Here is a 25736-nt window from a genome sequence, read left to right as displayed (position 1 = left end):
ATTGTTACGATGAGCATATATCAAGATTACGGAGGATAAAGTTTATGATCCAGATCCGGAACGTAACAAAGCGGTTTGATGAGATATGTGCGCTTGATCAGATCTCACTGGATATCCCGGAAGGAATGATATTCGGTCTGCTGGGGACCAACGGAGCGGGGAAAAGTACGCTTCTGCGTCTGCTGGCAGGGATCCTTTTGCCGGATTCAGGAGAGATCCTGGTGGACCGGGAGAAAGAAGAGCCCGGGGAAATCGCCGGAGACAGCAGTTCTGAATTATTTCATAAAAAGTCATTTCATACAAAGAAGAAGATATTCTATCTTTCAGATGAACCTTATTATTTTCCCAACGCGGATATGGAAAAAATGGCAGAGTTTTACGGAGCTCAGTATCCGGGCATGGACCGGGAAGGAGTATCGGCCATGGCAAAGACACTGAACCTGGATGTAAGACAGCCCCTGCGGACATTTTCCAAAGGAATGAAGCGTCAGGCTTTTCTGATTCTTGCTCTTTGCGCGGGGACAAAATATCTGCTCTGCGATGAGGTGTTTGACGGGCTGGATCCCATCGTGTCAGAAATGATGAAACATCTCTTCCGGCAGGAAATGAAACAGCGGCAATTTACGGTCATTGCAGCTTCTCACAAACTGTATGACCTGGAGGATATCTGTGATCAGATCGCCATCTTGCACAGAGGAGGAGTGGTGACGTCCGGTGATATGCGCAGGCAGGCTCAGGGAGTCCGCAAGTTCCAGTGCGTATTCCGGGAAGAGGGAGAGGATTTTGGATCGGAACGACAGATGGAAACACAATTAGAGGTGATCCGGTTCCAGAGAGACGGATGTTTTGCTACTCTGATCGTGCGGGGAGAGAAAGAGGAGGCAGAAAGAGCGCTCCGGGCAAAAAGCGCCGAGTTTATCAAAGAGATCCCCATGACTCTGGAAGAAATCTTTATCGCGGAAATGGAGGGAAAGGGTTATGATATCCGGAAAGTGCTTCATTAGCTGGTTCAAAGAGGCCGGGCGGGGACACCTGACTGCGTTCGTGGGTTGGGGAGTGTTCCTGATCTATGGGATCCTGCTCGTCATGGGCCTGAGTTTTGATACGGACCGTACGTTTTTCGGGATCGGAAACATAGCTCTCCTGTGGATATGCGCCGGACTGGGACTTGTTTTTTCATTTCTGGAGTTTTTCTATCTGCTGCAGCGGAAAAAACAGGATTTCTATTTTAGTCTGCCTGTGAGCCGGGGGATCATATTCTGGAGCCGCTATGTGCACGGGCTGGTCCATTTTCTGAGTCCACTCATCCTTGCCCTCTCAGTGTGCGGGATCTATCAGACATCTGTTGATTTCCTGGCGGCTCCGCATATGGCGGGGTATACGGGAAAGAGCATCCTTGTGTTCGGGGTAGTATTTCTGATTTTTTATCATATCGGGATCCTTTGTATTGCGGTCTGCGGCAGTCCGGTCTCAGCTGTATTCATGTGCCTGGTATTTTTTTCCTATGGACAGATTTTGGTCGAAAATGTGATTACAGTTCTTGCAGAAAATTATTTTTATACTTATTACAGGATTCCTCTGCTGGAGAAGCTGATCCATGTGCTTTCTCCGCTGGACCTGTCCATATCTTTGAACCTGGCAGGAGAGCTCTATGACAAAAATTATGTTCTTAGCCATACACCTCCGGTGGAAGCTGTAATTCCGGCTATAGCGTGGATCGTTTTTACGTTTCTCCTCTTTACGGCCGCGCAGCGTTTCCGGAAAGTGGAGAAAACGGGCCGGGCATTCATGCTGGCGCCAGCGGAGCGGGGAACAGAGATTCTGCTGGCGTTTCTGGCAGGAACATGGGCCTTTGCATTTCTCAGCGATGTCACCGGGCTTGCAGGGACCAGCAGGATATCGGCGGCCGCGGTATCAGTTCCCGGAGCGGCGGCCGCGGCTCTGGCAGTCCACTGTCTGTTGGAAGGAATCGTGAAGAATCCGGGGACAAAGCTGTTTCGCAGGAAATGGCAAATGATGATTCCCGCTGCGGCCGCGGTACTGACCGGATGCGCTTTTGCGGCCGGAGCAGGATCTTATGACCGGTATTTCCCGGAACAGGTTTCTGCTGTAGGGATCAGTATAGACGGACTGGGAATGAATTATAATATGTATACGCAGGCTTTGTCCGGGGAGAGGTATGTGACGGATCATCAGCTGGAGGAGTATGTACTCAGGGAGGACGGGCGAGCCGCGGCTCTTGGATGGCTGAGAGAAGTTGTGGAACAGAATGATGGAGATCTTACCCGGGTCACCGTTTGCTATGAGAGCGGACGGGGACAGAAAATCTATCGGGTCTATCCGGTCAGCCGGGATACGCTGGAGGCATTCGCTTCTGTCTACGATACAGAGGAGTATAAGGAGATCGCCTATCCGGTTGGTGATCTGGGTGATGTGTCAGAGGACAGATTTTCCTGGAACAACGGAATTTCCACTGAGATCCTGAAATTGACGGCAGAAGAGAAGAAGGCTGTTCTGGAAGCGTATACAGAAGATGTGGCTGATCTGAGCATGGAAGATCTGCCAGAAGTGCTGCCCCGGGGATCAGTGGACATCGAGTCGTCCCGGTACGGAGATGTTACAGTTCTGGAAGTCTATCCTTTTTTTGAAAGGACATGCAGTTATCTGGAAAAGCTGGGAGTGGATATCCAGAGGCAGATCAGTGACTATGAAGTGGACTCGGTGGAGGTGACGGAGAGTTCCCCTGTGCCTGCCGGAACTGTGGGAGGGGTGCGCAAGTCTTTCTATGATAAACCGGAAGAGATCCAACAGTGGAAGAACAGGCTGGTTCCGGAGGATCTGGACATTCAGCCGCTGCTCTGTCCGCTGGAGCATAAAGATGTCCGGGCAGATGTGCTTATGGAGGAGTCAAATTCTGTCCACACGGTAGAATGTGCCCTGCTTCCGGGAGTGGGCCGGTGAAAGATACTTCAGACATAAATTTATTATCGCCCGTGTGACAGGATTCTTCTTTTTTCTTCGGCGCGCGGTGTTATACTGTGGCAGATCGCAGTAATCTGTGCGGGAAGAAGGAGGAAGAATATGACAAAGAAAAGGATCATACTCATCGCCGCTTTGGCAGCCGTGCTGGTGGCGGGGGCGGCGGTCGGGGCCTATCTGTACATAAACCGGTTCAGCGCCGGGGAATATGTACAGGCTGTGCTGGACATGTCCTATAAGAACGAGACAGAGCTGTATATGGAGATAACCGGTGTGTCCAGGGAAGAGGCCGATGCAGTTTTTGCGGACAATCTGGACGCTACTATGGAAGGATTCGAAACATCGGACATGCCGGAAGAACTTTTGCCGCAGTATCGTGAACTGTTCGGGGAGATTGCGCAAAAGGTCAACTATACAGTAGGAAAAACGGAAAGGGAAGAGGACGGCACGTATGCGGTACAGGTAAAGATCAAACCCATTACGCTGTTTTCGGACACCTATACTACATTTCAGGCGGAGGCAGAAGAATACGCGGAACAGATCACAGACAGTGTGACGCGGGGAGGAGAGATGCCTACAGATGAAGAGATGCAGAACCACATCTATGAGATCTACTATAATGTGCTCAAAGAGAGAGTGGATTCCGGAATGCTCTACGGAGGCGCGAGGGATGTGACGCTGCATGTTGCCAAAACCGGAACCCGGGAATTTCAGATCTCTCAGGATGACATGGACAGACTGGATTCCCTGCTCATCGAGGATGTGCAGGAAGACTAAAGGCATTTCATCTTATTCAGCGGCCAGTAGCGGAATACAGCTTTCCCGAGAATCTCATCTTCCGAGACAAAGGTATGTTTCCAGTAGCGGGAGTCTTTGGAGTTGTTCCGGTTGTCGCCCATGACAAAGTAACAGCCTTTCGGAACTGTGTAAGGGCCAAAATTCCCCTGCATCGGTTCCTTTGTGTCGACATCTTTAAGAGGCTCATCCGAACCATCTATGTAGATATTTCCGTTACGGATCTCTACGGTCTCACCGGGAAGGCCGATGATCCGTTTGATAAAAAGCTGGCTTTCATCGTCGGGATACCTAAAAATGATGATATCAAACCGTTCCGGCTCTCCGAAAACATAGGAGAGCCGGTTCCCGAATACACGGTCTCCCGGCATTATCGTATTTTCCATTGACCCGGATGGAATCTGGGCGTTTACAATAACGGTTGAATTTATAATAATTCCGAGGAGGAGTGCGATCCCAAGGATAAGGATCCACTGCATCAATTCTCTTCCTGCGGAAGATTTTTTATCTTTGTCATGTCTTTGTGCCATCTGTTATCTACCTCTTTCTGTCATGCTGTGTTCCATTATAACAGATTTTCCGGAAAAGACACAACAAATCTTGGTCAGAAGAGGAGAAAAATCCACGACAATAAACAATATATAAACAATTCTAAAATTAGTGATAAAATCACTGACAGCTCCGGAACTTTCTGTTAAAATGCAGTCGTAACATGCAGTATGAGGCAGTCAGATACAACACTGCCGCAGGCTCATCAGAACAACAGGAGGATATGCCAATGAAAGAATTTTTATATACGTTTCTTTATCAGACAGATCTGGGACAGAAGATCCGGGATGCGTTAAACAGTGTGTTCCCGGGACTGATCCGGGAGCCGGTACGGGTGCCGGTTCCGGTGCAGATGCCGGAGGAGGACCGCCGTCCTCTGCTCCGGAGATAAGAACCCGGGTAAAGAATTTGACGGGAGAAAAATCCCAGGGGAATGAAAGGGGTCATGAAAATGTCTAAGCGCAGGAAAGGTCTTGCGGCTGTGGTTGTGTGTGCTGTTCTCGCGGGAGCAGCCACATTTGCGGAGGGGCTGTTTGAAAAAAACGGCTCTGACGTCCGCCAGACCGGGAGTTATGCAGTCGTATCTGAAGCACCGGAGTATGACGGTGAGCCGTATGTGGTCCTTGCGGATAATGAACCGGATTTTACAGAAGAAGAGCTGACCGAGACAGCCTACGAGGAGTACAGTCCTCTGGATGACCTGGGGCGCTGCAGGGAGGCCGAGGCCTGCATCGGGGTGGAGCTGATGCCGGAGGAAGACCGGGGCGATATCAGCGATATCCATCCAACAGGCTGGCAGTCGGTCCGATATGAGAACGTAGAGGGAGGCTATCTGTATAATCGCTGCCATCTGATCGGATTCCAGCTGTCCGGGGAGAATGATAATGAAAAAAATCTGATCACAGGAACCCGCTACATGAATACAGAGGGTATGCTGCCTTTTGAAAATATGGTCGCGGATTATGTGCAGGAGACGGAGAATCATGTCATGTACCGGGTGACTCCTGTTTTCGAGGGAGAAGACCTGGTGGCTTCCGGAGTGCAGATGGAGGCAGAGTCTGTGGAAGACGGAGGAGAAGGGATCTGCTTCAATGTATATGTGTACAATGTACAGCCGGAGATCGGGATCGATTATGCAACCGGTTACAGCTGGCAGGAGGACGGAAAATGAGACAGAGCCGGAGGGGGAATGTGGGTCTTGACATCACTACCTGCCGGTGTTATGATTTTTCTAACAGAAACGCAAGATAGAGGTCGCATTTTTAATCAGTAGGGTGACGGATGCATCAGGAGCAGTGGAACTCATCCGAAAGGGAAAGATGCCGAAGGGATAAGGAGGCCTGAAACTTTGTTCCTGGGCGTGCCGTGAAGAATGGTACGACTGTCATCGCAGGATGGAGAGCTATCTGATATACAGTCAAGTGTATTGGGAGACGGCACATCTTGCCGTTTCTTTTATTTTTCAGCAGTACTCAGCATATCCATTATTAAGAGGAGGAAAGATCAATGGCAATATTTAAGGGCGCAGGCGTAGCAATTATTACTCCTATGAAAGAGAACCTGGAGATTAATTATGACAAACTGGATGAGATACTGGAAGAACAGATCGCTGGAGGCACAGATGCCATTATTATCTGTGGAACTACCGGAGAGTCTGCCACCATGACCGAGGAAGAGCATAGTGAAGCCATCCGTTTTACGGTGGAGAGGGTGAAACACAGGATCCCGGTTATTGCGGGAACAGGCTCCAACTGTACGGCGACGGCGGTACAGCTGTCAAAAGAAGCAGAAAAGGACGGGGCAGACGGCCTTCTGTTGGTGACGCCTTACTACAACAAAGCGACGCAGAACGGACTCATTGCCCACTATACCCAGATCTGCGGGGAGGTGTCCATTCCGGCGATCCTCTATAATGTACCAAGCCGTACCGGCTGTAATATCCAGCCACAGACACTGGCACATCTGGTCAAGAATGTCGACAATATCGTCGGGGTGAAAGAGGCATCCGGGAATATCGGAGCTGTAGCCGAGATCATGAATCTGTGTGACGGCAGTCTGGATCTGTATTCCGGAAATGACGATCAGGTTGTGCCGCTCCTTTCCCTTGGAGGGATCGGCGTGATCTCCGTACTCTCCAATGTGGCACCCCGATATGTCCATGACATGGTGTATAAATATCTGGACGGGGATGTAGAAGGAAGCCGTAAAATGCAGCTGGACGCGATCCCGCTGTGTGGAGCGCTGTTCTGTGAGGTCAATCCGATCCCGGTCAAGGCAGCCATGAATATGATGGGCAAAGAGGTCGGTCCGCTGAGGGCGCCTCTGACAGAGATAGAAGAAGGACACAGAGAGCAGCTCCGGAAAGCAATGGAAGAATTCGGAATTTTATAAATTGTCAGAAAACGGCGGAAAAAGGGGTCAGGCACTTTTTAAAAAGTGCCTGACCCCTTTTTCCGCCGTTTTCTGAATATTCTTAAACTTATCTTTGCTTTCCGTAAAATACCAGACCTACGACACCCGGACCTGCGTGTGTCCCGATGCTGGGGCTTACGTCATTAATGATGATATTGGCAAATCCGAGTTCCCTTACCATAGCTGCCACGTTCTGCGCTTCTTCGATACAGTCTCCGTGGAGCACGCAGACCAGGCGGTCCTTCCCGTAATGCTCCAGGTCAAGAGCGGCTTCCATTCTTGTCACAAGAGTTTTAAGTGATTTTTTACGGCCTCTGACTGTTCCGTCCGATTTCAGTTCTCCGGATGATGTTACTGTCAGGATGGGCTTGATATTGACCAGGCTGCCTACCACAGCTGTTGTTTTGGATACCCGGCCGCCTCTCTGAAGATGATACAGGTCATTTACAGTAAAGGAGACATTTACATGCTCCCGCTCTTCGCTGAGAATGTCAAAGACTTCCTGCATGCTCTTTCCTTCTTTCCAGAGTTCTACCCCGCGGTAGACAGAAACTCCTTCTCCGAGAGAAGCGTTCAGTGAATCAAATACCATGATCTTTCTTTCGGGATATTCTTCCAGAAGTTCATTGGCAGTCATTACTACATTGTTGCAGCTTCCACTCAGAGCGCTGGAAAATGCTATATGAAGGATGTCTTTTCCTTCTTTTAAAATTTTTTCAAAACGCTCCCGTATGACTGCCGGGTTATTTGCCATTGATTTTGGGAGCTCACCGTTTCTCATTGTCTCATAGAATTCATGGGGCTCCATGTTGAGTTCATCTCCATACACAGTATTCCCGAAGGCATAATACTGGGGAATGATCGTGAGATTGTTTTCTGCGATAAATTCCGGTCGTACATCGGAATTAGAATCCGTAGTGATTACATAATCAGACATTTTTCTTCCTCCTCATTATCTGTGTTTATTTTTAAATCCCGGACATGGCAGCCGGGAACAGCTCCGGGCCGCCGTGCGAACGGGACTATTGTATCATTGTTTTGCGGGAATTTACAAGTATATGAACAGTAATAGTGAAAAATTCTGCATATATTTCTTTGGGAACGAGCATAATATCATAACTAATAAAAAGGAAATATTATGATCATGGGAGATGTGGATACAAAAAGACTGAAGGTTTATACTGTTTGGGGAATATTGTTTGTTATGATCGCAGGGTCTCTTGCACATTTTGTCTATGGCTGGACCGGACAGAATCTTCTGGCAGGCCTGTTTTTTCCGGTTAATGAATCTACCTGGGAACACATGAAACTTATATTTTTCCCTGCTCTTTTATACAGCCTGTTTATGGGCAGCAGGCTGAAGGAGGAATATCCCTGTGTCTGCCGTGCGCTTGCGGCAGGAATCCTGGCTGGCACTTATTCGGTTCCTGTTTTCTTCTATACTTATACCGGGATCCTGGGAACCCATAACATGGTTCTTGATATTGCGGTATTTGTTCTCAGTGTACTTACAGCGTTTGGTATCATCTACAGATTGTCCGTTACCTGCAGAACATCGACAGCAGGGTGGCTTTTCGCGCTTGTGATCGTAACGGCAGCGGCGTTCATCCTGTTTTCATTTAACCCGCCGGATATCGGGCTGTTTGCCAACCCCGGGGCAGTGTCAGGCAGCTGATTCTGGAAAAAGCCGGTGCAGACGAAAATACCGGAATTCCTGAAAATTCAGAAATTCCGGTATTCTTCAGCAGGGGATGAGAGAATCGAACTCCCACCAAAGGTTTTGGAGACCCCTATCATACCATTTGACCAATCCCCTGTATCATGACTATGTCTTCTCAAGTCACTTGTATAGTATACTGTGCCGGATTTTGTTTGTCAAGATTTTTTTGCTGGCGGGAAATACTGAATTGGGAATAGAAGAATATTTCTGGAATCACTTATGAGCAAGATATCAGATATTATTTACTTTTACTAAAAAAAGAATGAAAAAATAGGTATAATTACTAATTGACGAACGGAAATGTCTTGTTTATAATACGATTAGAGTAAACGTTTACGCAACTGTAAAACTATTATTTTTTTGATGCGTGAGTAAACGATTACCCAATCGAAATAAAAGTTCCGCATCAGAAAACAAAAGGGAAGGATTTGATGCAACATATGGATGATTATGTTTTGGAAATGCAGAACATTTCAAAAAGTTTTGGTGGCGTCCACGCATTGAAAGGAGTGGATTTAAATCTGAAAAAAGGGGAAGTCCTGTGTCTGGTGGGCGAGAATGGAGCCGGAAAGTCCACTTTGATGAAGATCCTCTCGGGAGTCCTGCATCCGGATGCAGGAGAAATCAGGTATAAAGGAGAATCCGTTTCCGTCAAAAATCCGTCAGAGGCTTACCGCTTAGGTATCAGCATTGTACATCAGGAATTGATTCAGATTCCGTCTATGAGTGTAGCCGAGAACATCTATCTGGGAAGATATGATACCCGAGCCGGAGTAATCGATTTTAAAAAGCTTTATGCACGGACTGAACAGTTAATGCGGGACCTGGGTATTTATTTTGATCCGGAAAGCAGATTGGACTCATACAGTGTGGCACAGCGTCAGCTTATTGAGATCGTTAAGGCATTGTCCTACAATTCATCAATTATTATTTTTGATGAACCGACAGCTGCCCTTACGACAGAAGAGTCAGAACATTTATATGGAATTATTAAAAGGCTGAAAGAAAATAACTATTCTGTTATTTTTATCTCTCACAGGATGGATGATATTTTTGCTGTGGGAGACAGGGTACTGTGCCTGAAAGACGGAGAGGTTTCCGGAACGGCAGACGTGAAGGATCTGACCGTCCCGGATATCGTCAGGATGATGGTAGGACGGGATTTTTCCAGAGACAGTGGGCAGAGGAACCGAGCCGGTACAGAAAAAGATGTCATCTTCTCTGTGGAACATCTGTCTAACAGCAGTGTCCATGATGTATCTTTTGAACTGAGGAGAGGAGAAGTCCTCGGAATCGGAGGCCTGATCGGGGCCGGGCGTACAGAACTGCTTCGGGCGGTTTTCGGGATTGATAAATGTGAGGGAAAACTGATCCTTGAAGGGAAAGAGATTGAGAATAAGTCTCCCCGACGTGCCATTTGGAATGGGTTTTCTTTTGTCCCTGAGGACAGAAAAGAGCAGGGACTTATCCTTACCGCCAGTATTTTAAGAAATATCGAATTGAATGTGCTGAAACTGCTTTCCGCATTTGGGGTGGTCATTAAGAAAAAAGAATATGACACAGCGCAGAAATTTATCAAAAATCTGGAGATAAAAGCCAGGGACGAGGATATGAGTGTCGGTATGCTGAGTGGAGGAAATCAGCAGAAAGTAGTGATTGCGAAAAGTCTGGCATCTTCTCCGCGAATCATTTTGCTGGACGAACCGACCCGGGGAGTGGATGTGGGCGCGAAAGCTGAGATATACCGGATCATTGACAGTCTTGCCGCGTCCGGGTCTTCCGTCATTATGGTGTCGTCCGAACTGCCGGAACTGCTCAGTGTCAGTGACCGTATCATGGTTATGCGGGAAGGAAGAGTCACAGGCATGCTGGATGCAGCAGAGGCAACCGAAGAATCTGTCATGATGATGGCCGTGAACTGACAAAGGAGGAGAAGAAGTGAACAATAAAAACGGAAAACGTTTTAAATTTGCGGGCATTGTAAAGAAGCAGGATTCCATGGCCATTTTTGGTATCGTGTGCATGATCATTACATATGCCATAATCGTTCAGCTGAGCAACAGTATGTTTCTCTCTGCTGCAAATGTGCTGAATATACTGAAACAGGTCGTTACATACGGACTGCTGGCCATGGCTATGGCGATTCCGCTGATCAACGGTAATTTTGATATGTCGATCTCCGCCACGGCTGCCCTGTCGGGGATGATGTCGGCTCTGATCACGACTACAGGGCTTTACGGTCTGAGAACGTCCTTTTTCCCGGCAGTTATAATTACGCTGGCTGCCTGCGCTCTGGTCGGCCTGATCAATGGCCTGATCGTTACGTATACGAGAATATCGCCGTTTATTGTGACACTGGGAACACAGACTGCGATCAAGGGTGTGGTTTATATTATTTCCGATAACAGAGCTGTCGGCGGGCTGGGAAAAGAGTTTGTATATCTTGGTTTTTCCGATATTGCAGGCATTCCGGTATCAGTGGTCGTTCTGTTTGTGGTGTTTATTGTAATGGGATTTGTTTTAAGGAAGACTGTTTTCGGGAGAAAACTGTTTGCAAATGGCGGTAACTATGTGGCTGCGTTTTATTCCGGGATCGATGTGAGAAGGACCAGAGTCCTGGCATATATTGTCAGTGGAGTTATATCGGGCATTGCGGGCGTGCTTCTTGCCTCCCGTTCCGGATCTGCACAGCCGACGGCGGCGGAAGGATATGAGGCTACGGCAATTTCGATTTGTGCCATGGGAGGAGTCGCCATGCATGGAGGAAGCGGCTCGGTGCTGGGCATACTGCTTGGCGCCATCATGATGGGAATGATAAGCAATGGCATGAATCTAATGCAGATCAGTTCAAACTGGCAGTATGTAGTAAGAGGTATTATTTTAATCGTCGCAGTATTTTATTCACAGATAATCAGTGATAAAGCATTAAAGAAATAGGATGAAAAGGAGAGAATAGGATGAAAAAGTTAATGGCAATATTGTTGGCGTGTTTGGTAATGGGTTCCTGTATTGCGTGTTCCGGACAGAATACGGACGGAAACGGGGAAGAATCTTCCGGTGATTCCGAGGAGAAAAAAACGATTGCTGTAGTACCTCAGTCCATGGCACAGGAATTTGGCGCAGATGTTGCATCTGCCGCAGAGGCCGCATGTGAGGAGATGGGATATGAGTGTCTGGTGCTGGATCCGGATCTGGATCTGAGTACACAGATCAGTATGTTGGAAGATCTGATCGTGCAGGGGGTAGACGGAGTAATGTTTTCCGCTATCGATACGACCAGCATGGGTCCGATTGTTGAAGAGCTGAAATCGGCAGGAATAAAAGTAATTGATTTTGACTGTACGGTAGACGAAGGAAATGCAGATGCCAGCATTAAGAGCGATGACTATGCGGGTGGATACCAGGCGGCAGAAGTACTTATGGAAAAGGTTAATGATCCAGAGGCTACCATAATTGTTTATGGTACATCCTCTACGATCGGGACCGGTTATCTGCGGAATTCAGGATTCAATGCATACATGGAAGAGAATTATCCGGATGTGACCCTTGTTGAGACCAGGCCTTCAGAAGGTGCGGGGACACGTGATGGCTGCCGTACATGGGCGGTAGATATGCTGACGGCATACCCGGAGGCAAAAGGATTCTTTACTTTTTATGGTGACGGAGCGATCGGGACATATTACGGAGTTCTGGAGACTGGAAGAGATGATGTTGTCATCGTAGGGTATGACGCAAGCGCAGAGCAGCAGGAGATCATGGTCAATGACGGCCCGGATTGTATTCTGCAGGCGTCGGTAGCACAGTACCCTAAAATGATGGGCAGAATGGCCGTAGAAACAATGGATGAACTGTTTAACGGCACTTATGAGAGGGAAGATGCCGAAGATATTATTTATATTGAGCCGGGGATGCTGCTGGCAGAAAGCGCGGCTGAATTTGAGGACAAAGAGTAAAATATAAAAGACTGGAGGTAATTTAGAGATGGAAAAACTTACATATACAAGCCCGCAGGAAATGATCGATACGATCGAGGAGATCAGAGAAAAGCTCAAGGATAAAAACGGAATACAGAACCTGTATCTTCTGGGGTGCGGCGGATCGCTGGCAGGGCTCTACCCGCTGGAGTATTTTATGAGAAGCGAATCAGTCAGGATTCCGTGCAGATCCATCAACGCCAATGAGTTTGTCTATGATACACCGAAAGGCTGTACGGAGAATTCGATCGTGATCTGTATGTCTCTGGCCGGAACGACTCCAGAGACAGTCGCTGCCGCAAAAAAGGCAGAAGAGACGGGGGCGACCGTGATCACCATGAGCATTTCCAAAGATGTCCCGCTTGCCCAGTACGGACAGTATCACTGGACTTACGGAAGTGAACTGCGGGGAAACTGTAGCTATGAGGATGTGAACCTGGCAAAAGTGCTGCGTTTCGGTATAGAACTTCTGCGGATTGAGGAGGAGTATGCGGATTATGAAAAGGCGCTGAAAGCATTTTCTGTACTTGATGAGATGTGTGAAAAGGCAAAAAAACAGGTGGCGAAAAGGGCAGTGGAATTTGCCGAGCAGCACAAGGATGATCCGGTAATCTATACACTTGGCTGCGGCGCGACCTACTGCGCGGCTTATATGCAGACGATCTGTATGTTTATGGAAATGGAATGGATCAACTCAGGAACGATCCACTCAGGAGAATTATATCATGGACCATTTGAGATCACAGACAAAAATACACCGTTCTTTGTTTTTGTAAACGAAGGGAAAACCCGTTTCCTGGATGAGAGAGCATGTCGGTTTCTCGAAAAGTATTCAGGCCGAGTAACGGTGCTGGATGCGAAGGAGCTGGGAATCTGCGTGATTGACAGCAGTGTCGTGGATTATTTCAACCCAATTTTATTATGGTCCTGCGCCGTGGAATATACAAAAGCACTGGCAGATGCGAAAAAGCATCCTCTAATGCACCGAAGGTATATGTTTAAAGTAGAATATTAAAAAGTACGAAAGAGGCAGATTATGATTAACTTTTTTTGCATCGGCCGCAATAATGTGGACATTTATCTGCAGCAGAACAAGGTATATCCCGGGGGAAACTGCAACAATGTGGCAGCACATCTGGCAAGATTCGGCCATAAGGCCGCTCTGATGACGGTAGTCGGGGACGATGCTCTCGGACATCTGCAGCTTGAATCTCTTGAACGGCTTGGAGTAGATGTAGCTCCAAGCCGGACGGTAAAAGGACAGACCGCATGGTGTTCAATTTCACATGAGGATGGAAACCGGAAGTTTGTCCGGTCAGATCTCAGTATTTTTGAAGATAATCTGATCAGCTATAAGGATGTCAGAAAAGTGCTGGAGCAGGATTATGACGCAATCTATACCTGTGTGTGCAGGGGAAGCTATTTTGAAGACGGGGTATTTGAGGAACTGGGAAATTTCGGCATCCCGGTATGCTGTGATTTTGCCGATCAGTGGACAGCGGAGGAAGTCTATAAGGCATGTAGCTACATACAGTATCCCTATTTGTCCTGCGAGGAGTATTCTCTTGAGGAGACTATGCAGATCCTGGAAGGATGTGTCAGACACGGTGCCAGCGTGGCCCTGGGGACCAGAGGGATGCAGGGGTCCGTGGCATATAACGGAAGGGAATTTTATCAGCAGGAGGCATATCCCCTGCCGGTGGTCGATACGCTTGGCGCGGGGGATTCTTTTCTGGCCCGTTTCTCGATGTGCTATTTTGAAGGCAGGAAACAGCTGGAGCTTATTCAGTTTGAAGACGAGGCAGGAGGAAACAGGATCATGGAAGAAGCAGAAGATATGATTATCCGTTACAGCCTGCGGATGGCAGCTGTATATGCAACATATGTCTGCGGGTATTATGGCGGTTTTGGCAATGGGATCGATTTTGATCCGTCAATGATAAAGGAGGATTTATGAAACGATCACAGATAGCGGCAGGGAATTTTACTTATAAATATTTTCCCTTTACCGATTTCCTTGATTCCATGGAACGTCTCGGGTTGCGAAAAATCGAGCTTTGGTCGGCAGAACCTCATCTGTACTTTGAGGATTATAATTATGCGCAGATGACAGAAATTGCCCGGAAGATCAGGAACAGAAACCTGGAAGTATGCTGCGTCACTCCGGAACAGTATCTGTACCCGGTCAATATCGCGTCTCTGAATCCAGATACGAGAAAAAGAAGCATCAATTATTTTAAGCGGGCGATCGACGTTGCGGCGGAACTGGAAGCCCCCAAAGTGCTTGTTTCGAGCGGGCAGTGTCCCATCGGAGGGGACAGGGAAGAATGCCGGAAGCGAATGCTGGAATCTCTGGCGGAGCTGGCGCACAATGCCTGTTTTAAAGGGACTAAAATTGTATTTGAGCCATTGCCGAGAAAGATCGATCTGATCCGGCGGACAGAGGAAGTAAAAACTCTTCTTGACGAGGTTGGGTTTTACGATGGGATCGGCGCTCTGATGGATTTCGATATTTCTCTCAGAGCAGGGGATACGGCAGAAAAATTTATCAGGACTTTTGGCCGGGATTTTATCCACGTTCATCTGAACGACGGAAAGCCGGGAGGACATATGATTCCGGGAGAAGGGGTGCTTCCCGTGGAACAGGCGCTGAAGGAACTTCAGGAGTTCGGATATCAGGGAGATATTTCTTTCGAGGTTACGGACGAAAGCGTCCTTTTGGAGCCGGAAGAGGCAATGAAAAAAAGCCTGCGTTTTCTTGAGAAAACCGGAGTTCTGAAGGACTGACAGATGATGATTCCCAACAGAAGAAAAGCCGGGCGGAGACTTGTCAACCGGAGTCCATTATTGTAAAATATTTGTATTATCAAGGAAAAGGTCTCAAACATGAACTGTGCGGGAGCGCGATATGAGTAAAAAACCAATCACGATCAAGGCCATTTCTGAACAGGCCGGGGTATCGGTGGCTACCGTATCCAGAGTAATCAATCAGAATGGCCGGTTTTCGAAAGAGACAGAAGAAAAGATACTGTCGATAATCAAGGATTCTGGGTATCAGCCCAATGAACTGGCAAGAGGCCTGCGTATGAACCGGGCAAAAGTGGTGGGAGTGATCATCCCGGATATTACGAATGACTTTTTTGCAAGTATCACTCTTGAGATACAGAAGAATCTTCTTAAGAAGGATTATGTATCGATCATCTGTAATACAGATGAGTCGAAAGAGCTGGAGCAGATTCACTACAATCTTCTTAAGAATCAGCGTGTCAGCGGAATGATCGTTGCCGGGCAGGGGATCAGCAGCTTAAATAAGCCAGAAGTGCCGACGATTTATCTTGACCGTTCTGTCCGTTCCGGGGATCAGGAAGAGAGAGAGTCTCTGTGTATCAGCAGTGACAACAGACGGGGCGGTTATCTTGCGGCCAGAGAGCTGATCGATAGAGGATGCAGGAATCTCTGTATCGTTTGTTTCAGTAAACAGCCAGTGAAGGGCAATTTCCGTTTCCTTGGATATTCGGACGCCCTGTCCGAGGCCGGCATGGAAGTGGATGAAGACAAGGTCTTTGTGACAACCCATGGCAGTAAAGACATCGGCTATGAAACAACACGCCGTATCCTGGAAAAATATCCAGAGACGGACGGGATTTTTTATTCAACAGATATCCTGGCTATTGGTGGAATGCAGGCTGCGGGTGAAGCAGGGATTTCCATACCGGAACAGCTCAAGATTGTGGGGTTTGACGACAGTATGATCAGCAGTGTGGTAAATCCCCCTCTTACCACGATCCATCAGGACGTAGAAGAGATTGCAAGAAGAGCCGTGGAAGCTTTATTATGTCTGATAGATCGCAAAGAGGTGAAGTGCAGGACGGATCGGGTGCCGGTGCGTCTGATCCGGAGAAAAACTACATAAGAGTATGTTAAGAGATGGAGCAAAGTGGAAAGATTCTTTGACAATCCTGTCTATCCATGATAAAATACAACTGCTTAAGGTGTGAATGACAAAATTTCATTTGCACCTTTTTTACGCGTTTTATATATCGATAAATTTAGTTGTCCGTAACCAGAGCGCCTGCAGGATACAGGGGCGGAATACAGGAAACACAGCCGTATTCCCTGTGCAGGAGACGCCGGGCGGGAAAGGAGAGCGGTCGTGCTTACAATCAGTAATTATGTGAAGGCGAAAACGCCGGAGGAGGCGTATGAACTCAATCAGGCCCGCAACAGCCGGGTGATGGGCGGCATGATGTGGATGCGGCTTGGTAACGCAAGGGTCAAGACGGTCATCGACCTGTCGGATCTGGGACTGGATCAGATCGAAGATACAGACAATGTGATCCGGATCGGAGCCATGTGCACCCTGCGCCAGCTGGAACAGTGCGAAGTGTTAAAAGAACTGTACGGCGACGGGATTGCGGAGTCGGTCCGCCACATCGTGGGAGTGCAGTTCCGGAATCAGGCCACCGTGGGAGGCAGCATATACGGAAGGTTTGGCTTTTCGGATGTGCTGACGGCTTTTCTGGCTCTGGATACTTTCGTAGAGCTGTATAACGGAGGAACGATACGGCTTTCCGAGTTTGTGAAGCGCAAACCGGATAAAGACATCCTTCTGTCCGTCATTGTCAGAAAGAGCAGGAGGAAGTTCAGATACGGTTCCGTCCGTCAGACAAAGACAGATTTTCCGGTTATCGCCTGTGCTGTGGTCAATGGAATCGTGCATGGTCAGGAATCCTGGTATTTTTCCGTGGGGGCAAGGCCGATGAAAGCCGCTCTGATCGAAAAGCAGTGGGAGATCCCTGCCGATGCGTCTGAGGAAGTGATCGCGGAGTACGCGCGGCAGGCAGCGGCAGAATTTCAGTATGGCACGAACATGCGGGGAAGCGCGGAATACAGGAGGCATCTGGCGGAGGTATTGATCCGGCGGGAAATGAGTTCGATCTTAGCGGAGGAGAGATAGATGGAGATACAGTTTGTTTTAAACGGGAAACAGGTGACGGCTGAGGCCGGGCCGGATTCGATCCTTCTGGATGTCCTCAGGGATCTTGGATGTAAGAGTGTAAAATGCGGATGCGAGACGACAAACTGCGGATTGTGTACCGTCTGGATCGACGGAAAGTCCCGTCTGTCCTGTTCTGTGCTGGCGGCCGGTATCGCGGGGCACGAGATCACCACACTGGAAGGTGTTGAGGAAGAAGCGGCAGAGTTCGGAGCCTTCCTGGCAAATGAAGGGGCGGAACAGTGCGGATTCTGCTCTCCGGGATTCATCATGAATGTCCTGGCTATGTTCCGGGAGCTGGAGGATCCGGACCTGGAAGAGATCAAAGAATATCTGGCGGGAAATCTGTGCCGGTGCACCGGTTATATGGGACAGCTCCGGGCCATTGAGAAGTATATGAAAGAGCGGAAGAATGCCGCGGGAAGCGGAGAGTTGACGGCGGGGAAGGAGATGAGAGCATGAGCCCGGATAACAGAAATAATATTTCCAGAATGCGTGTTGTCAACAGACCGGTCGCAAAGGTGGATGCCCGGGCGCTTGTCACCGGCAGAGCTGTCTATACAAATGATATTGCGCCTGCTGACTGTCTGATTGTAAAAGTTCTGCGCAGCCCTTATGCTCATGCGCTGATCAAGGATATCTCCGTGGAACGGGCACTGGCAGTCCCGGGGATTGAATGTGTTTTGACCTACAAGGACTGTCCGGACAAACGGTTTACCATGGCGGGACAGACCTATCCGGAGCCCAGCCCCTATGATCGTCTGATCCTGGATCAGAGAGTGCGGTTTGTGGGCGATGCAGCTGCCATTATCGCGGGTACTTCAGAAAAGGCAGTGAAGCAGGCCATGAAACTGATCAAAGTAAAATACGAGGTACTGGAACCGGTCCTGGATTTCCGGAAGGCAAAAGATAATCCGATCCTTGTCCATCCGGAGGAAAACTGGAGAAGTCTCTGCCCGGTAGGGGCGGATAATCAAAGAAATCTGTGTGCCCACGAGGTGAGTCAGGACGGAGATATCGAGGCGGTTCTCAAAAGCTGTGATCATGTGATCGACCGGGTGTACCATACGAAAGCGAATCAGCAGGCCATGATGGAGACGTTTCGGACTTATACATATCTGGATACTTACGGCAGGCTGAATGTAGTCTCTTCTACACAGGTGCCGTTCCATATCCGGCGGATCCTTGCCAATGCCCTGGATATTCCCAAACATAAGATCCGCGTGATAAAACCCAGGATCGGCGGAGGATTCGGGGCAAAGCAGACTTCTGTGTCTGAAGTTTATCCGGCGCTTGTCACCTGGAAGACAGGAAAACCGGCCAAGATCATTTATACAAGGGAAGAATCGTTGACTGCGTCTTCTCCCCGGCATGAGATGGAGATGCATGTCCGACTGGGAGCGGACAAAGAAGGAAATATCAGAGGGATTGATCTTTACACGCTCTCAAATACAGGAGCGTATGGCGAGCATGGACCTACCACGGTAGGGCTTTCCGGCCACAAGTCTATCCCCCTTTATGGGAAGGCGGAAGCATACCGTTTTACTTATGATGTAGTATATACAAATGTCATGTCCGCAGGGGCCTACCGGGGATACGGAGCCACCCAGGGGATCTTTGCGGTGGAGTCCGCAGTGAATGAGCTGGCCCAGGTACTGGGAATGGATCCCACAGTCCTGCGGGAGAAGAACATGGTCCGGGAAGGTCAGGTGATGCCTGCGTATTATGGAGAGAAGACAGAAAGCTGTGCCCTTGACCGGTGCCTGAAGCGGGCAAAAGAGATGATCGGCTGGGAGGAGAAATATCCCTGCCGTGATATGGGAAACGGCAAAGTGCGCGGAGTAGGAGTCGCGATGGCCATGCAGGGTTCCGGAATTTCCGGAGTAGATACCGGATCCGTAGCGATCAAGGTGAATGACGACGGATTTTACAGCCTGATGGTAGGAGCCACCGACATGGGGACAGGATGCGACACAATTCTTGCCCAGATGGCAGCTGAATGCCTGGAGTGCAGGATGGACGACATCGTGGTTCATGGCGTGGATACAGATATTTCTCCATATGACTGTGGTTCCTACGCCTCCAGTACCACCTATGTGACAGGGATGGCTGTGGTGAAGACCTGCGAGACGCTCCGTACAAAGCTCTGTGAAAGGGGAGCGGAGTATCTGGGATGTTCTGCGGATGAGGTGGAATTTGACGGAGATAAGGTGTCAAATCTGAAAACCGGAGAGTCGATCACCCGCAAAGAAATCGGAAACCGGGTTATGTGCAGCAGCAATGAGGCACTTTCTGCCAGTGAGGCCTTTTCTTCTCCCACATCTCCTCCGCCTTTTATGGCAGGGATCGCAGAGGTAGAGATCGATAAAGAAACAGGGGTTGTGGAGATGGTGGATTATGCCGCGGTGGTGGACTGCGGGACAGTGATCAATCCCAATCTGGCGCGTGTCCAGACAGAGGGCGGCATCGCCCAGGGAATCGGGATGGCGCTCTTTGAGGATATTGTGTATAATCCCAGAGGGAAAAATTACAGCAACTCTTTCATGCAGTACAAAATACCAAGCCGTCTTGACGTAGGGAATATCCGGGTAGAGTTTGAGAGCAGTTATGAGCCGACCGGACCTTTCGGGGCAAAATCTATCGGCGAGATCGTGATCAATACACCGTCACCGGCAATCTCCAATGCCATCCAGAATGCGGTTGGCGTGATCATTCGAGAACTGCCGATGACCGCAGAAAAAGTATATCGGGGAATGAAGGAAAAATAAATTAAATTATCAGAAAACGGCGGGAAAAGGGGACAGGCACTTTTTAAAAAGTGCCTGTCCCCAGATGAGTATAAAAGACAGGCCCTTTTGTTCATGCGCTGATCAAGGATATCTCCGTGGAATGGGCACTGGCAAGATCGGAAGAGCACACGGCTGAACTTATCAAAGAACGGGGGAGGGTGGGTCTTTTGGTGAAAAAGAGGGTTCCTCTAAGAACCGAGTGTGTGCGAGAAATAGACCAAAAACTTCCTCTAAAACACATCAAGATTTTTAAAAGAAACAGCAAAAAACGGGGGAAAAAAGGGGACAGGCACTTTTTAAAAAGTGCCTGTCCCCTTTTCCCGCCGTTTTCTGATAACTCGAACAATTTCAGATCATTTCCAGTTTCTCAAAAAATGTGATGTCGGAAGGATATACATAACTCTCTCCGATTTTTTTCAAAAGTACCAGATTGAGACGGCCGTTCAGGTTTTTCTTATCAAGCAGAATTGCTCCGGTCAGTTCTGAAGCCGGAAGCCCGCAGGAGTCGGGAAGTCCGTATATCTTGAGAGCCGTGCGGATCTGATCGGCGCACCCGGGTTCGGTGAGCCCTTTCCGTTCCGCACATTTTGTAATCTGATACATTCCGATGCCTACGGCTTCTCCATGGCTTTCCCGTTCATAGTGATAATACTGTTCGATCGTGTGAGCCAGTGTATGTCCGAAATTCAGGAGCATCCTGTCACCGGTATCAAACTGATCCCGTTCCACGAGGATCCGTTTGATATCCACACACCGCGCGATAATTTCCGGAAGTTCGGGCTTTAATCCTTCAAAAGAGGACTGAGAACAGAGGCGGGCAAACAGTTCTGCATCTTTGATACATCCGTATTTGATGACCTCCCCCATCCCGTCGCTGACAAAATGTCCGGGGAGCGTGTCGAGAACGGTTGGATCAATAAGTACCAGTTTTGGCTGGAAGAATGCACCCACCAGATTTTTCCCCTGAGGAAGATCTACCGCGACTTTCCCGCCAACGGAAGAATCTACCTGAGCCAGAAGAGAAGTGGGGATCTGGACCAGACTGACACCGCGCAGATAGCTGGCAGCGGCAAATCCTGCCAGATCACCGATCACTCCGCCTCCCAGAGCAATGACAAGATCACTTCTGGTCAGTTTCGCGTCCAGAAGAGCGGAGTAGATCCGCGGCAGTGCCTGAAAATTTTTTGTCTGTTCACCATAGGGAAGAATCAGGGAAAAACATTCATACTCAGACAGTGAATGGAGGAGTGTTTCCCCATAAAGGGGGAAGACATGATCATCGGAAATGATCATGATCTTCCGGCCGCTGAAGATTTCCGAAATATAATCTCCACTTTTTGCGAGAATCCCATTTTCAATATAAATCGGATAAGTGTTTTTGCCTAAATTAACAGTTATTTTCATGGTGATACACTCCTTTTTCTGAAAATGCCGTTAAAAGGGGCCTGACCCCTTTTAAAAAGTACCTGTCCCCTTTTTTAAGAGTTTACACAATTTTTCCTACAACTTCTGCAATTTGTCTTACCTGGCGGATCAGGGAATCGTATTTTTCGGGTTTCAGCGACTGTGCCCCGTCGCAGAGCGCGCACTCGGGATTATTGTGGACTTCGATCATGAGACCGTCGGCTCCCGCCGCGACAGCGGCTTTTGCCATGGGTTCTACCAGCCACCATTTTCCTCCTGCGTGGCTGGGATCTACGATCACGGGAAGGTGGGTCTTTTTGTGCAGAACAGGGATGCTCTGCAGATCCAGTGTGTTCCGGGTATAGGTCTCAAATGTGCGGATCCCCCGTTCGCAGAGGATCACATTTTCATTACCGGCAGCCATGATATATTCTGCGGACATGATCCATTCTTCATAAGTGGCGTTCAGGCCGCGTTTCAGAAGAACCGGGCGGTCGATCTGGCCGAGCTGTTTTAAAAGATCGAAGTTCTGCATATTCCGGGCCCCGATCTGGATCAGATCTACCTTTTCATTAAAGATGTCGAGATACTGAGGTGACATCAGTTCTGTTACGATCGGAAGTCCCACTTCTTCTTTGACATCGCACAGGATCTTCAGACCGTCCAGTCCCAGTCCCTGGAAAGAGTAGGGGCTTGTACGGGGCTTGAATGCGCCGCCGCGCAGCAGGTTCGCTCCGGAAGCTTTGGCTGCCCGGGCAACTTCCAGAACCTGGTCAAAAGTCTCCACCGAGCAGGGGCCGGCGATCAGACCCATGTGCCCGCCTCCGATCTTGACCCCGGACACGTCGATCACAGAGTCCTCGGGATGGAACGCGCGGTTGGCCAGTTTATATGGCTCCTGTACATGCATGACTTTGTCCACGCAGCTGTCCACCTCAAACAGCCGGGGATCGATCAGGGTCGTGTCGCCGATACAGCCGATGATCGTCATCTCCGTACCGCGCACGATATGCGTGTCAAGCCCTCTGTTTTTGACAAGGTTCTCAACACGGGTGATATTTTCTTCTGTAGTATGTGGTTTTAATACGATGATCATTTTTAATTCCCTCCGGATTGATTTCTATTGATTTAATTGATTTCTATTGATTTATCAGAATGGCCGGATAACGGTCATTAATTGCCAGAATAAAATTATTGACGGCAACTTCACACTGTGAAATTTTAGCTGTTTAAAGTGTGAAAACATTAGTATCATAAAACAACAGAAGGGAAATGTCAACAGTTTTGCCCTGTCTTTTGTCCGGGATTTTCTGACCGTTGACATCCATCTGTGCCGGGTGGTATTTTAGTTAGGGCCGATGGGTATATAAAAAATAGAGATATTATAAACAGAGTATCAGTAGGAGAAGGGAAGGACAGGTTATGAAGATCATAAAACAGACCGGGATCATTTTTACAGTGTGCTGGGTGAGCGTGGCCGTGGAGAAAGTGCTCCCTTTTACCTTTCCTGCCAGCGTGATCGGCATGATCCTGCTTTTTCTGTGCCTGGTCACCGGGGTTCTGAAACTGGAGCATATCCAGGAGAAAGCGGATTTTCTTCTGAGCAATATGTCATTTTTCTTTATCCCGGCGGGAGTGAGCGTGATCAATTATTTTGATCTTCTTAAGGATAAACTGGCACAGCTGATTTTTATCTGTATTGTTTCAACAGTTATTACCTTTGCAGTGACTGCTTGGGCGGTAAAATGGACCGCACGCTGGTGCGAGAAAAAAAGAATGGGAGGACAGGACATTGAATGAGATCGTTTCTTCCCCTTATTTCGGCATATCACTGAGTATCCTGACCTTTGCTGCCGGGGTAAAGCTGGAACAGAAATTCAGGACGCCGCTGTGCAATCCGCTTATTATTGCTGTTGTGCTGACAGCGGGAGTCCTTCTTGTTTTTAAAATTCCTTATGATGCTTACAATGCAGGAGGAGAAGTGATCAATCTGTTCCTGGGTCCGGCCACCGCATGTCTGGCCGTGGCGGTATATACGAAGATCAAGATCCTGAAACAGTACTGGCTGCCGGTTCTGGCAGGCTGTACTGCGGGATCGGCGGCTTCGGTGGCAAGTGTGTACGGAATGTGCCGTCTTTTTGGACTGGACAGAGAGCTGACGGTTTCTCTTCTTCCCAAGTCCGTGACCACTCCCATCGCGGTCAGCATCGCGGAACAGGCGGGCGGAGCAGCGCCGGTGACAGTGGCGGCAGTTATTTTCACCGGGATCCTGGGAGGGATCCTGGCTCCGTTCCTCATCCGGATCTTCCGGGTATCTGATCCGGTGGCGGCGGGCCTTGCGATCGGGGCGTCCAGCCATGCGGTAGGCACTTCCAAAGCCATTGAACTGGGCGAGATCGAGGGAGCGGTAAGCGGCCTTGCGATCGGAGTGTGCGGACTGATCACGGTGATATTTTCTTTATTGATCTTATAATACTTTATTGTTCTGGATCCACACATGAAATTCAGTCCGGCATCGGTCCGGGGAAGGAAGAGAAAAGAGGGAAGAAACATGAAAAAGAATACTTCTTATACGATAAAACGGATACAGAGGCTCCCGGTGATCCTGATCGGGGAGGGCCTGCTGACAGGGCTTGTTTCCGGTCTGATTGTAATGCTGTACCGGATCGCGCTGACTTATGCGGGCCGGTGGCTGGATCTGGTGCTTGCGTTTATACAGGGAGATCCTCTGCGGATCGCGGGATGGTTTGTGGCTCTTCTTGTTCTGGCAGTGATCGTGGGGCGCCTGGCAAAGTGGGAACCAATGATATCGGGCAGCGGGATCCCGCAGGTAGAAGGAGAAGTCCAGGGCAAACTGAGCCAGGATTTTAAGAAGGTTCTTCCGGCAAAGTTTCTGGGCGGGTTTCTCTGTCTTTTGGGCGGACTTTCGCTGGGAAGGGAGGGCCCTTCTATCCAGCTTGGCGCCATGAGCGGACAGGGAGTGTCCAGACTGCTGGACCGGGGGAAGACAGAGGAGAACTACCTGGTAACCTGCGGAGCCAGTGCAGGGCTTGCAGCGGCATTCCACGCGCCTCTGGCAGGGGTGATGTTCGCGCTGGAGGAGATACATAAGGGATTCTCTGCGAGCATCCTTGTGTCGGTCATGACTGCCTCGGTGACCGCGGATTATATCTGCTCTCATATCATGGGGTTGGATCCGGTATTTCAGTTTCAGCTGGAGCACGTACTGCCCCAGGATCATTACTGGATGCTTCTGATCCTGGGAGCCCTTCTCGGTCTTGCGGGGGCAGCCTATAATCGGGTGATGCTGAAGGCCCAGGATCTTTATAAAAAGCCGGGATTCCTGAATGAAACGGGAAGGCTGGCGGTCGCGTTCCTGACGGCCGGCGTACTGGGGCTGGTGATGCCCTCCGTGCTGGGGACCGGCAGCGGGCTGATCACGGATCTGACCGCCGGGGAAATGCTCCTTGGCGCCGCCGCCGTTATATTTGTGGTGAAGCTGCTCTTTTCCGCAGTCAGTTTCGGCTCAGGAGCGCCGGGCGGAATCTTCTTTCCCCTCCTGGTACTGGGAGCGCTGCTGGGCGGGATGTTCGCCATGGCGGGAACAGAACTTTTCGGTCTGGATCCCGCCTATACCAACAATTTTGTCCTCCTTGCCATGGCAGGCTTCTTCACGGCAGTAGTGCGCGCTCCGATCACAGGGATCATCCTTCTCTTTGAAATGTCCGGTTCCGTCAGCCAGATGCTGTCCCTGGCCATCGTGTCCGTAGCCGCGTATATCACGGCAACGCTGTTGAAATCGGAACCGATCTATGAAAGCCTCCTGGGCAGACTGCTGGAAAGCCGGGGAAAAAAGAAGGACGGATCCGCAGGCGGCCGGAAGGTGACTGCGGAGTTTGTGATCATGAGCGGATCAGTTCTGGAAGGGCGCCGGGTGATGGAGATCAACTGGCCGAAAAACTGTCTTCTTGTAGCGCTTGAGCGGGATGGAGAGGAACGGATCCCGAAAGGGAAGACAGAGCTGATGGCAGGGGACAGGCTGACCGTCATGACGGACGAGCAGGATGCGGGATATATACATGACAAATTGGAAAACTTATGTTATACTTCATTTTAGG

The 25736-nt window shown here is 49.2% G+C and carries 25 protein-coding genes, 1 tRNA gene and 1 riboswitch; of the genes, 21 read left to right on the top strand and 5 right to left on the bottom strand.

Annotation, left to right across the window (positions count from 1 at the left end; translation table 11 throughout):
• Positions 1-44 precede the first annotated feature (44 nt).
• The 3 genes from BQ7367_RS13590 (at position 45) to BQ7367_RS13580 (ending at position 3756) form a co-directional block, all read left to right on the top strand.
• Positions 45-1004, top strand: coding sequence for an ATP-binding cassette domain-containing protein (locus BQ7367_RS13590; protein ID WP_072525922.1), 960 nt, complete (start codon positions 45-47; stop codon positions 1002-1004).
• Positions 979-2961 carry a DUF6449 domain-containing protein gene (locus tag BQ7367_RS13585; RefSeq protein WP_072525921.1) on the top strand — a complete coding sequence of 661 codons (1983 nt, stop codon included), beginning with the start codon at positions 979-981 and terminating at the stop codon, positions 2959-2961. Before BQ7367_RS13590 ends, BQ7367_RS13585 begins: the two co-directional genes overlap by 26 nt.
• Positions 2962-3081: 120 nt before the next feature.
• Positions 3082-3756, top strand: a complete 675-nt coding sequence (locus tag BQ7367_RS13580; RefSeq protein ID WP_072525920.1) for a hypothetical protein — start codon at positions 3082-3084, stop codon at positions 3754-3756.
• Here BQ7367_RS13580 and lepB read toward each other — a convergent pair.
• A complete protein-coding gene (lepB, locus tag BQ7367_RS13575) occupies positions 3753-4304 on the bottom strand; it encodes a signal peptidase I (protein WP_072525919.1) in 552 nt (183 codons plus the stop codon). The two genes, BQ7367_RS13580 and lepB, sit on opposite strands and share 4 nt — an antisense overlap.
• 248 nt (positions 4305-4552) lie before the next feature.
• Between lepB and BQ7367_RS14515 the strand changes: the two genes are divergently transcribed.
• The 3 genes from BQ7367_RS14515 (at position 4553) to dapA (ending at position 6714) form a co-directional block, all read left to right on the top strand.
• Positions 4553-4714, top strand: a complete 162-nt coding sequence (locus BQ7367_RS14515) for a hypothetical protein (protein WP_159431658.1) — start codon at positions 4553-4555, stop codon at positions 4712-4714.
• A gap of 54 nt (positions 4715-4768) precedes the next feature.
• Positions 4769-5494: a DNA/RNA non-specific endonuclease gene (locus BQ7367_RS13570; protein WP_442855390.1), complete on the top strand. Its 726-nt coding sequence runs from the start codon at positions 4769-4771 to the stop codon at positions 5492-5494.
• A 69-nt stretch (positions 5495-5563) separates the two neighbouring features.
• Positions 5564-5736, top strand: a riboswitch (Lysine riboswitch).
• A gap of 93 nt (positions 5737-5829) precedes the next feature.
• Positions 5830-6714 (top strand): 4-hydroxy-tetrahydrodipicolinate synthase, encoded by an 885-nt coding sequence (dapA, locus tag BQ7367_RS13565; protein WP_072525918.1) that lies wholly within the window; start codon positions 5830-5832, stop codon positions 6712-6714.
• An 88-nt stretch (positions 6715-6802) separates the two neighbouring features.
• Here the strand turns inward: dapA and BQ7367_RS13560 are convergent, their stop codons facing one another.
• Positions 6803-7672, bottom strand: coding sequence for a DegV family protein (locus tag BQ7367_RS13560; protein ID WP_072525917.1), 870 nt, complete (start codon positions 7670-7672; stop codon positions 6803-6805).
• 201 nt (positions 7673-7873) lie between these two features.
• Between BQ7367_RS13560 and BQ7367_RS13555 the strand changes: the two genes are divergently transcribed.
• A complete protein-coding gene (locus BQ7367_RS13555) occupies positions 7874-8410 on the top strand; it encodes a DUF6512 family protein (protein WP_235837604.1) in 537 nt (178 codons plus the stop codon).
• Between the two features lie 70 nt (positions 8411-8480).
• On the opposite strand, the gene BQ7367_RS13550 is transcribed toward BQ7367_RS13555, so the two are convergent.
• A tRNA-Trp gene (locus BQ7367_RS13550) sits at positions 8481-8551 on the bottom strand.
• 344 nt (positions 8552-8895) lie between these two features.
• On the opposite strand from BQ7367_RS13550, the gene BQ7367_RS13545 reads away from it, so the two are divergent.
• The 11 genes from BQ7367_RS13545 (at position 8896) to BQ7367_RS14360 (ending at position 20594) form a co-directional block, all read left to right on the top strand.
• Positions 8896-10377, top strand: coding sequence for a sugar ABC transporter ATP-binding protein (locus BQ7367_RS13545; protein WP_072526234.1), 1482 nt, complete (start codon positions 8896-8898; stop codon positions 10375-10377).
• A gap of 16 nt (positions 10378-10393) precedes the next feature.
• A complete protein-coding gene (locus BQ7367_RS13540; protein ID WP_235837603.1) occupies positions 10394-11392 on the top strand; it encodes an ABC transporter permease in 999 nt (332 codons plus the stop codon).
• Between the two features lie 20 nt (positions 11393-11412).
• On the top strand, positions 11413-12408 hold the full coding sequence (locus BQ7367_RS13535; RefSeq protein ID WP_072525916.1) for a sugar ABC transporter substrate-binding protein: 996 nt from the start codon (positions 11413-11415) through the stop codon (positions 12406-12408).
• Between the two features lie 28 nt (positions 12409-12436).
• Positions 12437-13444, top strand: coding sequence for an SIS domain-containing protein (locus BQ7367_RS13530; protein WP_083588947.1), 1008 nt, complete (start codon positions 12437-12439; stop codon positions 13442-13444).
• Positions 13445-13465: 21 nt separating this feature from the next.
• Entirely contained in the window at positions 13466-14386 is a 921-nt protein-coding gene (locus BQ7367_RS13525; protein ID WP_072525915.1) for a PfkB family carbohydrate kinase, read from the top strand.
• Entirely contained in the window at positions 14383-15216 is an 834-nt protein-coding gene (locus BQ7367_RS13520) for a sugar phosphate isomerase/epimerase family protein (protein ID WP_072525914.1), read from the top strand. The genes BQ7367_RS13525 and BQ7367_RS13520 overlap by 4 nt, the downstream gene beginning before the upstream one ends.
• Positions 15217-15337: 121 nt before the next feature.
• Positions 15338-16342, top strand: a complete 1005-nt coding sequence (locus BQ7367_RS13515) for a LacI family DNA-binding transcriptional regulator (RefSeq protein ID WP_072525913.1) — start codon at positions 15338-15340, stop codon at positions 16340-16342.
• A 240-nt stretch (positions 16343-16582) separates the two neighbouring features.
• A complete protein-coding gene (locus BQ7367_RS13510) occupies positions 16583-17386 on the top strand; it encodes an FAD binding domain-containing protein (protein WP_072525912.1) in 804 nt (267 codons plus the stop codon).
• The gene (locus BQ7367_RS13505; protein ID WP_072525911.1) at positions 17387-17887 is read left to right on the top strand and encodes a (2Fe-2S)-binding protein; all 501 of its coding nucleotides are present in this window, start codon (positions 17387-17389) and stop codon (positions 17885-17887) included. It abuts the gene before it with no gap.
• A gap of 29 nt (positions 17888-17916) precedes the next feature.
• Entirely contained in the window at positions 17917-20193 is a 2277-nt protein-coding gene (locus BQ7367_RS13500; protein WP_072526231.1) for a xanthine dehydrogenase family protein molybdopterin-binding subunit, read from the top strand.
• A 116-nt stretch (positions 20194-20309) separates the two neighbouring features.
• Positions 20310-20594 carry a hypothetical protein gene (locus BQ7367_RS14360; RefSeq protein WP_143142992.1) on the top strand — a complete coding sequence of 95 codons (285 nt, stop codon included), beginning with the start codon at positions 20310-20312 and terminating at the stop codon, positions 20592-20594.
• On the opposite strand, the gene aroB is transcribed toward BQ7367_RS14360, so the two are convergent.
• Together aroB and aroF are read right to left on the bottom strand one after the other, a co-directional pair.
• Positions 20563-21618, bottom strand: a complete 1056-nt coding sequence (aroB, locus tag BQ7367_RS13495; RefSeq protein WP_072525910.1) for a 3-dehydroquinate synthase — start codon at positions 21616-21618, stop codon at positions 20563-20565. The two genes, BQ7367_RS14360 and aroB, sit on opposite strands and share 32 nt — an antisense overlap.
• 82 nt (positions 21619-21700) lie before the next feature.
• Positions 21701-22714, bottom strand: coding sequence for a 3-deoxy-7-phosphoheptulonate synthase (aroF, locus tag BQ7367_RS13490; protein ID WP_072525909.1), 1014 nt, complete (start codon positions 22712-22714; stop codon positions 21701-21703).
• A gap of 326 nt (positions 22715-23040) precedes the next feature.
• On the opposite strand from aroF, the gene BQ7367_RS13485 reads away from it, so the two are divergent.
• The 3 genes from BQ7367_RS13485 to BQ7367_RS13475 all read left to right on the top strand — a co-directional run bounded on the left by BQ7367_RS13485 (position 23041) and on the right by BQ7367_RS13475 (position 25735).
• Positions 23041-23418: a CidA/LrgA family protein gene (locus BQ7367_RS13485; protein WP_072525908.1), complete on the top strand. Its 378-nt coding sequence runs from the start codon at positions 23041-23043 to the stop codon at positions 23416-23418.
• On the top strand, positions 23411-24091 hold the full coding sequence (locus BQ7367_RS13480) for an LrgB family protein (RefSeq protein WP_072525907.1): 681 nt from the start codon (positions 23411-23413) through the stop codon (positions 24089-24091). The genes BQ7367_RS13485 and BQ7367_RS13480 overlap by 8 nt, the downstream gene beginning before the upstream one ends.
• Positions 24092-24169: 78 nt before the next feature.
• Positions 24170-25735 (top strand): ClC family H(+)/Cl(-) exchange transporter, encoded by a 1566-nt coding sequence (locus BQ7367_RS13475; RefSeq protein WP_072525906.1) that lies wholly within the window; start codon positions 24170-24172, stop codon positions 25733-25735.
• The last annotated feature ends 1 nt before the right edge of the window (position 25736 follow it).

Origin of the sequence: Clostridium sp. Marseille-P3244 (genome assembly GCF_900120155.1) — a bacterium.
GTDB lineage: Bacteria > Bacillota > Clostridia > Lachnospirales > Lachnospiraceae > Mediterraneibacter.
The sequence above is the reverse complement of the archived record's forward strand: the minus strand, read 5'-3'. Positions and strand labels throughout refer to the sequence as shown.

Coding starts and splice junctions, on each gene's coding strand:
- BQ7367_RS13475 (WP_072525906.1), top strand. CDS start 24,170: ATGAAAAAGAATACTTCTTATACGATAAAACGGATACAGAGGCTCCCG.
- BQ7367_RS13560 (WP_072525917.1), bottom strand. CDS start 7,672: ATGTCTGATTATGTAATCACTACGGATTCTAATTCCGATGTACGACCG.
- BQ7367_RS13520 (WP_072525914.1), top strand. CDS start 14,383: ATGAAACGATCACAGATAGCGGCAGGGAATTTTACTTATAAATATTTT.
- BQ7367_RS13590 (WP_072525922.1), top strand. CDS start 45: ATGATCCAGATCCGGAACGTAACAAAGCGGTTTGATGAGATATGTGCG.
- BQ7367_RS13500 (WP_072526231.1), top strand. CDS start 17,917: ATGCGTGTTGTCAACAGACCGGTCGCAAAGGTGGATGCCCGGGCGCTT.
- BQ7367_RS13570 (WP_442855390.1), top strand. CDS start 4,769: ATGAAAATGTCTAAGCGCAGGAAAGGTCTTGCGGCTGTGGTTGTGTGT.
- BQ7367_RS13515 (WP_072525913.1), top strand. CDS start 15,338: ATGAGTAAAAAACCAATCACGATCAAGGCCATTTCTGAACAGGCCGGG.
- BQ7367_RS13485 (WP_072525908.1), top strand. CDS start 23,041: ATGAAGATCATAAAACAGACCGGGATCATTTTTACAGTGTGCTGGGTG.
- BQ7367_RS13525 (WP_072525915.1), top strand. CDS start 13,466: ATGATTAACTTTTTTTGCATCGGCCGCAATAATGTGGACATTTATCTG.
- lepB (WP_072525919.1), bottom strand. CDS start 4,304: ATGGCACAAAGACATGACAAAGATAAAAAATCTTCCGCAGGAAGAGAA.
- aroB (WP_072525910.1), bottom strand. CDS start 21,618: ATGAAAATAACTGTTAATTTAGGCAAAAACACTTATCCGATTTATATT.
- aroF (WP_072525909.1), bottom strand. CDS start 22,714: ATGATCATCGTATTAAAACCACATACTACAGAAGAAAATATCACCCGT.
- BQ7367_RS13530 (WP_083588947.1), top strand. CDS start 12,437: ATGGAAAAACTTACATATACAAGCCCGCAGGAAATGATCGATACGATC.
- BQ7367_RS13555 (WP_235837604.1), top strand. CDS start 7,874: ATGATCATGGGAGATGTGGATACAAAAAGACTGAAGGTTTATACTGTT.
- BQ7367_RS14515 (WP_159431658.1), top strand. CDS start 4,553: ATGAAAGAATTTTTATATACGTTTCTTTATCAGACAGATCTGGGACAG.
- BQ7367_RS13535 (WP_072525916.1), top strand. CDS start 11,413: ATGAAAAAGTTAATGGCAATATTGTTGGCGTGTTTGGTAATGGGTTCC.
- BQ7367_RS13585 (WP_072525921.1), top strand. CDS start 979: ATGATATCCGGAAAGTGCTTCATTAGCTGGTTCAAAGAGGCCGGGCGG.
- dapA (WP_072525918.1), top strand. CDS start 5,830: ATGGCAATATTTAAGGGCGCAGGCGTAGCAATTATTACTCCTATGAAA.
- BQ7367_RS13545 (WP_072526234.1), top strand. CDS start 8,896: ATGGATGATTATGTTTTGGAAATGCAGAACATTTCAAAAAGTTTTGGT.
- BQ7367_RS13580 (WP_072525920.1), top strand. CDS start 3,082: ATGACAAAGAAAAGGATCATACTCATCGCCGCTTTGGCAGCCGTGCTG.
- BQ7367_RS13505 (WP_072525911.1), top strand. CDS start 17,387: ATGGAGATACAGTTTGTTTTAAACGGGAAACAGGTGACGGCTGAGGCC.